The sequence below is a fragment of the Streptomyces sp. MAR4 CNX-425 genome (assembly GCF_048656465.1).
Lineage (GTDB): Bacteria > Actinomycetota > Actinomycetes > Streptomycetales > Streptomycetaceae > Streptomyces.
Window position 1 is genome coordinate 510,467 of the sequence record NZ_JBMDLF010000004.1, and the last position, 12,855, is coordinate 523,321.

Here is a 12,855-nt window from a genome sequence, read left to right on the forward strand (position 1 = left end):
CAATGGTATGCACGACATGGGGAGTTGCCGCACGATGACCACCTCACGCCGGCGCGGGGGCGCCGCCGCGGTGCTGGGCGCGGCCCTGCTGCTGACGTCCTGCGGCGACTCGGGGGACGAGGGCACGGAGAAGATCGTGGGCGCGACGGAGAAGCCCGCGGCGGAGTCCCCGGAGCCGGGCGGGTCGGAACCGCCCGTGGACGCGCCGGAGTTCGACTTCCCCGCCGGCCTGAAGGTCGAGGTCGACGCCGACACCACGGGGGACGAGACCAAGGACGCGGTCCTGCGCGACCACGGCTACGCGGTACGGGCCCACATGCTGGCCCTCGCCGAGCTCGACCCGGAGCTGCCGGTGCTCGCCGACTACGTGGGCGGCGAGTCGTTCATCAAGTCCGCCGACACCGTCGCGTCCTTCAAGGCCGACGGCCGGACCGTGACCGGCGAGACCCACTTCTACGACCGCGAGGTCGAGCTGAAGGGCAAGGACACGGCCTCCGTGACGTACTGCGAGGACCAGCGGAAGGCGTTCGACAAGGACGTGGAGAGCGGCGAGGTCGAGCGGACCGAGCCCAGCGACGACAGCTTCGTGCGCTACACGGCGCTGATGAGGAAGACGGCCGGGGGCGTCTGGAAGATGACCTTCGACCAGTCCGAGAGGGGAGCCCCCGAGTGTCAGCTCTGAGCCTGCGGAGAGCGGGTGTGATCGCCGCCGGGCTGGTGGTGGCGACGGGTCTGGGCGCCGCGCCGGCGGCGGCGGACTACGGCGGGGAAAGCGACGACGGCGGGCTCGGCGCGTTCGTCGACTTCGTGTACAGCAACCCCGGCTCCACGGGCACGACCATGACCTCCGGCGACACCGACTGGGCGCCGCCGACGTGCTGGTACGCGCCGAAGTACAGCCCCGAGGAGTTCGAGAAGTACCTCCAGGAGCACAACTACACCGGCAGCGCGGGCGCCGATCTGTACAAGCAGTACTTCAACGAGACGGACGGGAAGTACCACAAGGGCGACGAAGGCGAGTGGTGGCAGCTGACCGTGGACCTCAACCAGGAGGACCTCAGCTGCGCGCACGAACTCGACCCGTACGAGTTCATCGGCCCGGACTTCCCGCCGCCGCCCGAGGTCGAGATCCCCGACCCCGAGCTGCTGGCCATGCTCGCCTACGAGCGGATCAAGCTGCCGACGCCGCCGGTCGACCTCAAGCCCGGCGCCGACCGGCAGATCGTGAACCTGGAGACGCTCGCGACCTTCGGCCAGGACCTGGAGCCGGCGTGGGTGACCGCGAGCATCGACCAGCTCGGCATCGCCGCGACCACCGTGGCCACCCCCAGCCGGCTCACCCTGGCGGCGGACAGCGCCCACGCCGACCCGGCGGAGTGCTCGTACGAGCTGGTGCCCGCCGGCGGCGGCTACACGGTGGACACCGAGGACGCCGGCTGCAACATCACGTACCGCAGGTCGAGCGGCGAGGGCACGTACGACCTCCGGGCGTCGCTCACGTGGGAGGTCGCCTGGAACGCGTCGGCCGACCCCGCCGGCACCCCGGCGACGCCCCTGCCCGAGGGGCAGTCGACGGACGACATTCCGGTCACCGTGAAGGAGATCCAGACCGTGGTCCGGTAGGGCCCAATTGGAGTAGACCTCTGGGTGTACCGGTGCGGGCCGGTACGCCCAGGTCTCAAGTCGAAAAAGACTCACGGCGAACCTTGTATTTGATCTTGCTCGGACGGTGGCGAGTGGACTATACCTGTCCGCACCCGGCGGCTCCCCCTGGCCCCCCGGGGGAAGACCCAGAACCACTCACGTATCACCGACCGCGGTAATCGGCCCCTCCCTCCGCCGGCATGTGGCGTCGGGGGACCCGGTGCACCGCCTGAGTCCTGGAGAAAGTGAGGACTTGAGCATGGGATCCACCTCGGAAGTCGGTCGCCGCGATCTCGTCAAGCAGGCCATGGCGCTCGGCTTGATCTCCGTACCCACCATCGGCGCTCTGACGGCGTGCGCGAGCGGCGGTGACGACGACAACGACGGGGGCGCCAAGAGCGAGAAGACGGAGAAGAACCCGCTGGGCGTCGACAAGAACGCCCCGCTGGAACTGCTGATCTTCGACGGCGGCTTCGGCACCCAGTACGTCGAGGACGACGCCGCGGCCTACGAGAAGAAGTACGCGAAGGTCAAGACCGGCTCGACGGTCAAGATCCAGTCCAAGGTGCAGGGCCGGATGGCCGCGGGCGACCCGCCCGACGTGATCAACAACTCCGGCGACGAGGCCATGGACGTGCCCGCGCTGATCGGCCAGGGGCAGCTCGCGGACATGACGCCGCTGCTGAACGCGCCGTCCATCGACGACCCGTCGAAGACCGTCGCGGACACCCTGCGCCCCGGCACGGTCGAGATGGGCCAGTACGGCGACGAGAAGTGCTACCGCATGAACATCGCCTACTCGGTGTTCGGCATCTGGTACTCGCAGAAGATGCTCGACGACCACGGCTGGGAGTACCCCAAGACCTGGGACGACATGCTCGCCGTCTGCGCGGAGGCGAAGAAGGAGGGCATCGCCGGCTGGACGTACACCGGCGTCTACCCCCAGTACCTCGGCTTCAGCATGCTGCCGATGATCGGCAAGGTCGGCGGCGCCGAGGTGCTCGACGCGATCGACAACTTCGAGCCCAACGCCTGGAAGCACGACGCGGTCAAGAGCGTCCTGGAGGCGCACTACGAGCTGTACGCCAAGGGCTACATCCTGGAGGGCTCCGGCGGCTGGAAGCACACCGAGTCGCAGACCAAGTGGACCGAGGGCAAGGCCGTGTTCATCCCCAACGGCTCCTGGGTGGAGAACGAGTCCAAGGACACCACGCCCCCGGACTTCCGGATGACGGTGTCCCCGTCGCCCAACCTGGACGCCTCGGACGCGATGCCGTTCGAGACGATCTGGGCCCAGGCCGGCGAGCCGTACATCGTTCCGGCGAAGGCGAAGAACGTCAACGGCGGATTCGAGTTCCTGCGCCACATGCTCCGGAAGGAGTCGGCCGCGGGCTTCTCCAAGCTGGTCTCCTCGCTGGCGTCCGTCCAGGGCTCGGAGGAGGGCCTGGAGTTCGGCACCGGCCTGACGAGCGCGATCGGGCTCATGGACGCCGCCGGCGAGAACTTCCTCAACCCCCGGTTCCCCGACTGGTATCCGACCACCTGGCGCGAGCACGTCGTCTTCGTCCTCGGCGACATGATGAAGGGCGACGCGAGCCCGGGCGAGGCGGTCAACAAGATCCAGGGCATCGTCGACGACGCCGCCAAGGACGACAGCATCAAGAAGTACAAGCACTGAGCGTCGGGCCCAGTCGGTGAGCGAGCGGGACGGAGCGGGCGGGATGACGGTCGACGACCCTGCCGTGATCAAGACAGTGCGGCGGTCCACCGGATCGCCGAAGGCGGGCGGCGCGGGGGGCTTCAGGTCCTCACCGCGCTACCGGACCTACGTCAAGTACCGGTTCGTCGTCGGGTTCCTGGCGATCCCGTTCGGCCTGTACGCGGTGTTCGTCATCTCGCCGTTCGTCCAGACCTTCTACTACTCGTTCACCGACTGGTCCGGCCTCAGCAGCGACTTCAACGTGGTCGGGTTCGACAACTTCACCCGGCTCATGGACGACGAGAGGTTCTGGGCCGCCGTCCGGAACAACCTCATCCTCGCCCTGGCCGTGCCGCTGTTCACGCTGAGCCTGGGCCTCTTCTTCGCCTTCATGATCAACCTCGGCGGCCGCGGCCGGAAGGGCGAGGCGGTGACGGGGGTCGCGGGCGCCAAGGCGTACAAGATCCTCTACTTTTTCCCGCAGGCGCTGTCCATCGCGGTCATCGCCGCGCTCTGGGGCTACATCTTCACGCCCGGCATCGGCGTGCTCGAAGCCATCCTGCCGGAGTCGCTGTCGCCGGAGAACGGCTGGCTGGGGGAGCGGCGCTTCGCGCTGTTCGCCGTGATGATCGTCATGTCCTGGGCGATGGTGGGCTTCTTCGTCGTGCTCTTCTCGGCCGCCATCGGGCAGATCCCCCGGGAGATCAACGAGTCGGCGCTGCTGGACGGCGCCGGCCGGGCCCGGACGTTCTTCAGCATCACACTCCCGCTCATCCGCGACACGGTGCAGACCGGCTGGGTCTACATGGGCATCATGGCGCTGGGCTCGGAGTCCTTCGCCGTGGTCAACATCATCACCATCGGACCGGGCGGCCCCGACGACTCCACCCAGGTGCTCGGCGTCTACCTCTGGCAGACCGGCTTCACCCAGGCGCAGGCGGGCCGCGGCGCCGCGATGGGCGTCTGCCTCTTCATCCTCACCATGCTCCTCGCCGTGGCCGCCCTGTCCGTCGGCCGCCGCCGCGACCGCATCGAATACTGAGCGCGACCCGGGAGAGCACCTGATGACCACTGCCGAACCCACGGACACCCCCGGGCCCGCCGAGGCGCCGGCGGCGGACCCGAAGGCGAAGAAGACGGGCTCGCCCCTGCGGGGGCCGGAGCGGACCATCGAGGGCGCCGTGCTCAACGTGTTCTCGCACGGCTTCCTCATCCTGTGGGCGGTGCTGGCCGCCGGGCCGCTGATCTGGGCGCTGATGACGGCCTTCAAGCCGTCCGCGGACATCCTGTCGAGCCCGTGGGGGCTGCCGGACAGCCTGCACTGGGAGAACTGGTCCAACGCCTGGTCGAAGGCGAACATCGGCCGCTACACGCTGAACTCGTTCTTCATCGTGATCTTCTCGGTGCCGCTCACGATGCTGTTCGGCTCGATGGCCGCGTACGTGCTGGCCCGCTTCGACTTCCGCGGGAGCCGGATCGTCTACTTCACCTTCGTCGGCGGCATGGCCTTCCCCGTGGTGATGGCGCTCGTCCCGCTGTTCTTCGTCATGAAGAACCTGGCGCTGCTGGACACCCGGCACGGCCTGGTCATGGTCTACATCGCCTACTCGATGCCCTTCACGATCTTCTTCATGACCACGTTCTTCCGCACGCTGCCCTCGTCGGTCGCCGAGGCCGCCGAGATCGACGGCGCGTCCCACTCGCGGATCTTCTTCCAGGTCATGCTGCCCATGGCCAAGCCGGGCCTGATCAGCGTCGGGATCTTCAACTTCCTGGGCCACTGGAACCAGTACGTCCTGCCCTTCGCCCTCAACCAGGGCGACGAGGACGACTACGTCCTCACCCAGGGCGTCGGCTTCCTCTTCGCCCAGGCGGGCTACCGCGCCGACTACGGCCGCCTGTTCGCGGGCCTGATGATGGCGGCGCTGCCGATCCTCATCGTCTACGCCATCTTCCAGCGCCAGGTCCAGGCCGGGCTCACCGCCGGTGCGGTGAAGTAGCCGGGCCGGGCCCGGGGCGGGTTTCCGGTGCCCGTTCGGGCAGCCCCGGTACCGTGGACAGCTGCGGGTTACGGAAGAGTCACGCCGTCAAGGTCTTGACGGCGGTAACCATGGCCGTCGAGCCTAGACTTCACAAGTTGTAGGCGATCCGGGTCCCATAGGCGTGATCCGGGAGGTGGGGGCCGTCGTGTCGCCCACCGGACCAGGAGTGGATGGCCGTGGTGGAGACTCCGGGCTCGCAGTCCTCGCTGCACCGGGCAAACCTTGAGCGCGTCGTGCGCGCCGTGCGACTGTCCGGTTCGCTCACCCAGGCGCAGATCGCGCGGAGCACCGGGCTGTCCGCCGCCACGGTCTCCAATATCGTACGGGAGCTGCAGGAGAGCGGCACGGTCAGCGTCACGCCGACCTCCGCCGGCGGGCGCCGGGCCCGGGCCGTGTCGCTGAGCGGGGACGCCGGGATCGTCGTCGGCGTGGACTTCGGCCACACGCACCTGCGCGTGGCCGTGGGGAACCTGGCGCACCAGGTGCTCGCCGAGGAGTCCGAGCCGATCGACGTGGACGCCTCCGCCACGCAGGGCCTGGACCGCGCCCAGGCGCTGGTGAACCGGCTCGTGACGGCCACGGACGTGCCCGCGGACAAGGTCGTCGGGGTCGGGCTCGGGGTGCCCGGGCCGATAGACACCGAGACCGGCGTGCTGGGCTCCACCGCCATCCTGCCGGGCTGGACCGGCACCAACCCGCGCGACGACCTCCAGTCCCGCCTCGGCGTCCCGGTGTACGTCGACAACGACGCCAATCTCGGCGCGCTCGGCGAGCTGGTCTGGGGCAGCGGCCGGGGCGCCAAGGACGTGGCGTACATCAAGGTCGCCAGCGGCGTCGGCGCCGGCCTGGTGATCAACGGGCAGCTCTACCGCGGCCCCGGCGGGACCGCCGGCGAGATAGGGCACATCACGCTGGACGAGGCCGGCCCCGTCTGCCGCTGCGGCAACCGCGGCTGCCTGGAGACCTTCACCGCCGGCCGCTACGTCCTCGGCCTGCTGGAGGCCAGCCACGGCCCCGGCCTGACCGTGGAGCGCATGGTGCAGCTCGCCCGCGACGGCGACCCGGGCTGCCGGCGGGTGATCGCCGACGTCGGCCGGCACATCGGCAGCGGCGTGGCGAGCCTGTGCAACCTGCTCAACCCCAGCCGGGTGGTGCTCGGCGGCGACCTCGCCGAGGCGGGGGAGCTGATCCTCCAGCCCATAGGGGAGTCTGTCGCGCGCTACGCGATACCGAGCGCCGCCCGCCAGCTGGACCTGGCCTCCGGGGCGCTCGGCAGCCGGGCGGAGGTGCTCGGGGCGCTGGCGCTGGTGCTCAGTGAGATGGGGGACCGTTCGATCCTTGACGGCGCCGCGTCGGCTCCGTCCCCCGTTCTCATGGAGGGCTGAGTTCACGTAGAGAAACCAGAGGATCGTTTCCTTCTCGTTAAGCATTTACTTCTTGACGACATGGTTACGGGCGAGTTGACTACCTGACACCTCGGCCGCGACGGCGCGGCCACGTCAGGGAGGTTCGACCGTGCACACCAATCTGCGCCGTGCGGCAGTCGCACTGGCCGCCGTAACCATGACCGTCGGCATCGCGGCCTGTGGCAGCGCCGATGAGGCCGACAACGACTCCGACAGCGGGGACAAGAAGAAGAACGACGGGCCGCTGACGATAGGTCTCCTCCTGCCGGAGGACCAGACCGCGCGCTACGAGGACTTCGACCGGCCGCTGATCGAGAAGAAGATCGAGGAGCTGGCTCCGGGCACCGAGGTCCTCTACAACAACGCCAAGCAGAACGCGAACACGCAGCAGCAGCAGGTCGACACCATGATCACGAAGGATGTCGACGCGCTGATCCTGGACGCCGTCGACTACAAGTCGATCGCCTCGGCCGTGAAGCTGGCGGACGACGCCGGTATCCCCGTCGTCGCGTACGACCGCCTCGCCGAGGGCCCGATCAGCGGGTACACGTCCTTCGACAACAACAAGGTCGGCCAGGTCCAGGCCGAGTCCCTGCTGGAGGCGCTCGGCGGCAAGGCCAAGGACGGCCAGATCGTCATGCTCAACGGCTCCGTCACCGACCCGAACGCCGCGATGTTCAAGGAGGGCGCGCACTCCGTCCTCGACGGCAAGGTCAACGTCGGCAAGGAGTACGACGTCAAGGAGTGGAAGGCGGAGAACGCCAACTCCGACATGGAGGGCGCCATCGCCGCGCTCGGCAGTGACAAGATCATCGGTGTCTACGCGGCCAACGACGGCATGGCCGGCGGTGCCATCACCGCCCTGAAGGCCGCCGACTTCGACCCGCTGCCGCCGGTCACCGGCCAGGACGCGGAGCTGGCGGGCGTGCAGCGCATCGTCACCGGCGAGCAGTACATGAGCGTGTACAAGCCGTACAAGCCGGAGGCCGACGCCGCCGCCGAGATGGCGGTCAAGCTGGCCCGCGGCGAGAAGATCGACTCGATCGCGACCAGCACCGTGGACAGCGAGACCGAGCAGGGCGTGCCCGCCGTGCTCATCGACCCGATCGCGCTGACCCAGGACAACATCAAGGAGACGGTCGTCAAGGACGGCCTGTGGAAGCTGGAGCAGATCTGCTCCGGCAAGTTCGCCTCCGCCTGCAAGGACATCGGCCTGCAGTGAGCCGCTGAGCGGCGACAAGCCACCCGCGTGCCCGGGTCCCCCGCCACCTCAACTCCCGCTGCCGGCGGGGGCCCGGGCACCCGGGCCCTGATCTGCCCACGCCAATCCCTCTGTAGGAGATGGTTCACGTGTCCGCTACGCCCGTGCTGGCGTTGCGCGGGATCTCGAAGCGGTTCGGTGCCGTCCAGGCACTCACCGACGTCGATCTCGAGGTCCGCGCCGGTGAAGTGGTCGCCCTCGTCGGCGACAACGGCGCCGGAAAGTCCACCCTCGTCAAAACCGTCGCCGGCGTCCACGCCATCGACGACGGCACCATCGAGTGGGGCGGCCGCCCCGTTCGCATCCACCGGCCGCACGACGCCCAGGACCTGGGCATCGCGACCGTCTACCAGGACCTGTCGCTCTGCGACAACCTGGACGTCGTCGGCAACCTCTTCCTCGGCCGTGAGATACGCCGGGCCGGCGTCCTCGACGAGGTCGAGATGGAGCGCCGCTCCCGCGAGCTCCTCACCACCCTGTCCATCCGCATCCCCAGCGTCCGCATCCCGACCGTCTCCCTCTCCGGCGGCCAGCGGCAGACCGTGGCCATCGCCCGCTCGCTGCTGGGCGACCCCCGGCTCGTCATCCTCGACGAGCCCACGGCCGCCCTCGGCGTCGAGCAGACCGCCCAGGTGCTCGACCTCGTCGAGCGGCTGCGCGAGCGCGATCACGCCGTGCTGCTGATCAGCCACAACATGGAGGACGTCCGGGCCGTCGCCGACCGGGTCGCCGTGCTGCGCCTCGGCCGCAACAACGGCGTCTTCGACGTCGCGAGCACGACGCAGGAAGAGATCGTCGCCGCCATCACGGGCGCCGCGGACAACGCCGTGACGCGCCGTTCGGCGCGCACGGGTGCGGAGGCAGAGAAGTGAGTACCGAGCGGATCGAGAAGTCCGGCTCCGCGGGGCCCGACCTCGCGAAGTCCACCGCCCCCGCCGACGCCGCGCCGGGGTCCGCGGAGGGCGCCGCCACCACCGTCGACCCCCGGCTGCTCGTGCGCGAGCAGGGCTTCGCCGGCTACCTGACCGAGTTCAAGCGCCGTATGCGCGGCGGCGAGCTGGGCTCCGTCCCGGTCATCGCGGGCCTGATCATCATCATGGCGATCTTCCAGAGCCTGGACGACGCCTTCCTGTCCGCGCAGAACCTGTCCAACATCTCCATCGACATCGCCGGGCCCGGGCTGCTGGCGGTCGGCATCATCTTCGTGCTGCTGCTCGGCGAGATCGACCTGTCGATCGGCTCGGTCAGCGGTCTCGCGGGCGCGGTGTTCGCCGTGCTGGCCGTCCAGGAGGGCATGCCGGCGATACCGGCGATCATCCTCGCCATCCTGGTCGGCACCGGGGCCGGCGCCTTCCACGGCTTCTTCTTCGCCCGGATCGGCGTCCCGCCGCTCGTCGTGACCCTCGCCGGCCTGCTGGGCTGGAAGGGCCTGATGCTCTACATCCTGGGCAGCACCGGCACCATCAACCTCGACTCCGAGGGCCTGGTCGCCAAGCTCACCACCTACTACTTCACCGACGTCGCCGCCGCCTACGGGCTCGCGGCGATCTCCGTCGGCGGCTACTTCGCCGCCGCGTGGATCGGGGCGAAGCGGCGCGAGGCGGTCGGCGTGCCGTCGCGGCCGATGAGCGAGATCATCATGCGTACGGCCGTCCTGGCCGTGCTCGCGTTCGTCCCGGCCTACGTGCTGAACCAGTACAAGGGCCTGCCGCTGGCGCTGCTGATCTTCCTCGCCGTGGTCGTCGGCGCGGACTTCACGCTGCGCCGTACCGGCTTCGGCCGTCGGGTCTTCGCCCTCGGCGGCAGCGTCGAGGCCAGCCGCCGGGCGGGCATCAACGTGGAGCTGATGCGGATCGCGGTCTTCGCCGTCTCCGGGACGCTCGCGGCGGTCGGCGGCCTGTTCATGGCCTCCTCCATCGCCGCGGCCAACCAGGGCGCGGGCGCCGACGGCACCCTGCTGATGAACGCCATCGCGGCGGCCGTCATCGGCGGCACCAGCCTCTACGGCGGCCGCGGCAGCAGCTGGTCCGCGCTGCTCGGCGTGCTGGTCATCATCTCCATCCAGTCGGGCCTGGCGATCCAGGGCATCGGCGCGCCGGTGCAGTACATGATCACCGGCTCGGTGCTGCTGGCCGCGGTCGTCATCGACTCCCTCTCCCGCCGTACCCGAAGGACGGCCGGACGCGGCTGACCGACGCCCCGCCCGTCACCCGCCGCGCCCCCGTGCCGACCCCGGTACGGGGGCGCAGCTGTTGCGGACCTGTGGCATACATCGCACTGTCGGACCAGCGGCCGGACATCGGGAATATTAGACTCGACCGGACGCCTCGGGCCGGGTACGTCCGCGTGACCGCCGGGTCCGGCGCCGTACGGCCGGAAGGCAGGCTGCGACAGCAAGGAGGCACGGGTGGCACTGCTGACCCGTATCAACGGACCGCGCGATCTGGACCGGCTCGGTCCCGAGCAGCTGGAGCGGCTGGCCGCGGAGATCCGCACCTTCCTCGTCGAGTCCGTCGCCCGCACCGGCGGCCACCTCGGCCCCAACCTCGGCGTGGTGGAGCTGAGCATCGCCCTGCACCGGGTCTTCGACTCCCCCCGCGACCGGGTGCTGTGGGACACCGGGCACCAGAGCTACGTGCACAAGCTGCTCACCGGCCGCCAGGACTTCGACAGGCTCAAGAAGAAGGGCGGCCTGTCCGGCTACCCCTCGCGGGCCGAGTCCGAGCACGACGTGATCGAGAACAGCCACGCCTCCACCGTGCTGGGCTGGGCGGACGGCCTGGCCAAGGCCAACGAGGTGCGGGGCAGGGACGACGCCGTCGTCGCCGTCATCGGCGACGGGGCGCTGACCGGCGGCATGGCCTGGGAGGCGCTGAACAACATCGCCGCCGCCCAGGACCGCCCGCTGGTCATCGTCGTCAACGACAACGAACGCTCGTACGCCCCCACCATCGGCGGCCTCGCCGACCATCTCGCCACCCTGCGCACCACCGACGGCTACGAGCGCTTCCTCGCCCGCGGCAAGGAGCTGCTGGACCGTACGCCCGTGGTGGGCAAGCCGCTGTACGAGACCCTGCACGGCGCCAAGAAAGGGCTGAAGGACTTCATCGCGCCGCAGGGCATGTTCGAGGACCTCGGGCTGAAGTACGTCGGCCCCATCGACGGCCACGACCTCGCCGCCGTCGAGTCCGCGCTCCAGCGCGCCCGCCGCTTCAACGGCCCCGTCATCGTGCACTGCCTGACCGAGAAGGGCCGCGGCTACCTGCCCGCCCGCCAGGACGAGGCCGACCAGTTCCACCAGGTCGGCGTCATCCACCCGGACACGGGGCTGCCCGTCGCCGCCGGCGGCGCCGACTGGACCTCCGTCTTCGCCGACGAGATGGTGCGGATCGGCCGCGAGCGGGACGACGTCGTCGGGATCACCGCGGCGATGATGCGCCCCGTGGGCCTGCAGAAGTTCGCCGACGCCTTCCCCGACCGGGTGTACGACGTGGGCATCGCCGAGCAGCACGCCGCGGTCTCCGCCGCCGGCCTGGCCACCGGCGGGCTGCACCCGGTCTTCGCCGTGTACGCCACCTTCCTCAACCGCGCCTTCGACCAGGTGCTGATGGACGTCGCGCTGCACCGCTGTGGCGTCACGTTCGTCCTGGACCGGGCCGGCGTCACCGGCAGCGACGGCCCGTCCCACAACGGCATGTGGGACATGTCGATCCTCCAGGTCGTCCCGGGCCTGAGGATCGCCGCCCCGCGCGACGCCGACCAGGTACGCGCCCAGCTGCGCGAGGCCGTCGCCGTCGACGACGCGCCGACCGTCGTGCGCTACTCCAAGGGCGCCGTCGGCCCCGCGGTCCCGGCGGTCGGCCGGGTCGGCGGCATGGACGTGCTCCGCGAGCCCGCCGGGGGCGCCGAGGGCGCGGAGCGCCCCGACGTGCTCCTGGTCTCCGTCGGCGCGCTGGCGCCGATGTGCCTGGAGGTCGCCGCGCTGCTCGACAAGCAGGGCATCACGACGACGGTCGTCGACCCGCGCTGGGTCAAGCCGGTCGACGAGCAGCTGCCGGTGCTCGCCGGGCGGCACCGGGTGGTCGTCACCGTCGAGGACAACGTCCGCACCGGCGGCGTCGGCTCCGCCGTCGCGCAGGCGCTGCGCGACGCGGGCGTCGACATCCCGCTGCGCGACTTCGGCATCCCGGAGCGGTTCCTCGACCACGCCTCCCGCAAGGAGGTGCTGGCGGACATCGGCCTGACGGCGCCGGACATCGCCCGCCAGGTCACCGGCCTGGTCGCCAGGCTCGACCGGCGCGCGGAGGAGGCCGCGGAGGCGGTGGAGATCGCCCGGGACTGACGCGCGGGCGCACGCGGCCCGCGCACCCGTGCGCGGCGCCGCTGCCGGGCCGCCGCGGCTAGGGGCGTACCGTCCGCGGGCCCGCCGTGGCCGCACCGTGGCGCTGGACGCGCTCGCGCAGGGCGCGGTCGGCGGTGATCACCAGCACCCGGCGCGCCGGGTCCCGCGCCACCGCGTCCGCGACGACCGCCACGATCCGGTCGTCCCCGCTGCCGTCCGCCGCGACGACGCCCACCCCCGGCACCTCCGGCACGCCGCGCGCCGCGCCCTCCACGACCAGCACCACCTCCACCGGCCCCGGCAGCCCCGCCACGCCCGTTGCGGCGTACGGCACGAGCCCGTCGCGCAGCCGCTCCGCCGCCCCGCGCCGGTCGCGCCACCAGCCGTCCGGCACCGAGCCGACGACGTTGGCGGCGTCCACGACGAGCAGGGGGAGGGGTTCGGTCATGCCGCACAGCCTC

The 12,855-nt window shown here is 70.5% G+C and carries 11 protein-coding genes; 10 read left to right on the forward strand and 1 reads right to left on the reverse strand.

Annotation, left to right across the window (positions count from 1 at the left end):
• The first annotated feature begins 34 nt into the window (after positions 1-34).
• The 10 genes from ACHZ99_RS15160 to dxs all read left to right on the forward strand — a co-directional run bounded on the left by ACHZ99_RS15160 (position 35) and on the right by dxs (position 12,394).
• A complete protein-coding gene (locus tag ACHZ99_RS15160) occupies positions 35-682 on the forward strand; it encodes a hypothetical protein (protein ID WP_420305086.1) in 648 nt (215 codons plus the stop codon).
• Positions 670-1,623: a hypothetical protein gene (locus ACHZ99_RS15165; RefSeq protein WP_420305087.1), complete on the forward strand. Its 954-nt coding sequence runs from the start codon at positions 670-672 to the stop codon at positions 1,621-1,623. The genes ACHZ99_RS15160 and ACHZ99_RS15165 overlap by 13 nt, the downstream gene beginning before the upstream one ends.
• A 280-nt stretch (positions 1,624-1,903) precedes the next feature.
• Positions 1,904-3,322 carry an N-acetylglucosamine/diacetylchitobiose ABC transporter substrate-binding protein gene (ngcE, locus tag ACHZ99_RS15170; protein ID WP_420305088.1) on the forward strand — a complete coding sequence of 473 codons (1,419 nt, stop codon included), beginning with the start codon at positions 1,904-1,906 and terminating at the stop codon, positions 3,320-3,322.
• Positions 3,323-3,386: 64 nt separating this feature from the next.
• Positions 3,387-4,385 carry a carbohydrate ABC transporter permease gene (locus tag ACHZ99_RS15175; protein ID WP_420305213.1) on the forward strand — a complete coding sequence of 333 codons (999 nt, stop codon included), beginning with the start codon at positions 3,387-3,389 and terminating at the stop codon, positions 4,383-4,385.
• A 22-nt stretch (positions 4,386-4,407) separates the two neighbouring features.
• Positions 4,408-5,343: a carbohydrate ABC transporter permease gene (locus tag ACHZ99_RS15180; RefSeq protein ID WP_420305090.1), complete on the forward strand. Its 936-nt coding sequence runs from the start codon at positions 4,408-4,410 to the stop codon at positions 5,341-5,343.
• Between the two features lie 221 nt (positions 5,344-5,564).
• The gene (locus ACHZ99_RS15185; protein ID WP_420305214.1) at positions 5,565-6,770 is read left to right on the forward strand and encodes an ROK family transcriptional regulator; all 1,206 of its coding nucleotides are present in this window, start codon (positions 5,565-5,567) and stop codon (positions 6,768-6,770) included.
• Positions 6,771-6,900: 130 nt separating this feature from the next.
• Positions 6,901-8,013: a sugar ABC transporter substrate-binding protein gene (locus ACHZ99_RS15190; RefSeq protein ID WP_420305091.1), complete on the forward strand. Its 1,113-nt coding sequence runs from the start codon at positions 6,901-6,903 to the stop codon at positions 8,011-8,013.
• 119 nt (positions 8,014-8,132) lie between these two features.
• The gene (locus tag ACHZ99_RS15195) at positions 8,133-8,924 is read left to right on the forward strand and encodes an ATP-binding cassette domain-containing protein (RefSeq protein ID WP_420305092.1); all 792 of its coding nucleotides are present in this window, start codon (positions 8,133-8,135) and stop codon (positions 8,922-8,924) included.
• Positions 8,921-10,243, forward strand: a complete 1,323-nt coding sequence (locus tag ACHZ99_RS15200; protein WP_420305094.1) for a sugar ABC transporter permease — start codon at positions 8,921-8,923, stop codon at positions 10,241-10,243. Before ACHZ99_RS15195 ends, ACHZ99_RS15200 begins: the two co-directional genes overlap by 4 nt.
• Before the next feature lie 216 nt (positions 10,244-10,459).
• A complete protein-coding gene (dxs, locus tag ACHZ99_RS15205) occupies positions 10,460-12,394 on the forward strand; it encodes a 1-deoxy-D-xylulose-5-phosphate synthase (RefSeq protein WP_420305095.1) in 1,935 nt (644 codons plus the stop codon).
• 58 nt (positions 12,395-12,452) lie between these two features.
• On the opposite strand, the gene ACHZ99_RS15210 is transcribed toward dxs, so the two are convergent.
• Positions 12,453-12,842: an NTP pyrophosphohydrolase gene (locus ACHZ99_RS15210; protein ID WP_420305096.1), complete on the reverse strand. Its 390-nt coding sequence runs from the start codon at positions 12,840-12,842 to the stop codon at positions 12,453-12,455.
• Positions 12,843-12,855: the final 13 nt, after the last annotated feature.

Excerpts from the sequence above, each read along its gene's own strand:
- ACHZ99_RS15160 (WP_420305086.1), top strand. The coding sequence starts at position 35 with ATGACCACCTCACGCCGGCGCGGGGGCGCCGCCGCGGTGCTGGGCGCG.
- ngcE (WP_420305088.1), top strand. The coding sequence starts at position 1,904 with ATGGGATCCACCTCGGAAGTCGGTCGCCGCGATCTCGTCAAGCAGGCC.
- ACHZ99_RS15180 (WP_420305090.1), top strand. The coding sequence starts at position 4,408 with ATGACCACTGCCGAACCCACGGACACCCCCGGGCCCGCCGAGGCGCCG.
- ACHZ99_RS15195 (WP_420305092.1), top strand. The coding sequence starts at position 8,133 with ATGGTTCACGTGTCCGCTACGCCCGTGCTGGCGTTGCGCGGGATCTCG.
- ACHZ99_RS15210 (WP_420305096.1), bottom strand. The coding sequence starts at position 12,842 with ATGACCGAACCCCTCCCCCTGCTCGTCGTGGACGCCGCCAACGTCGTC.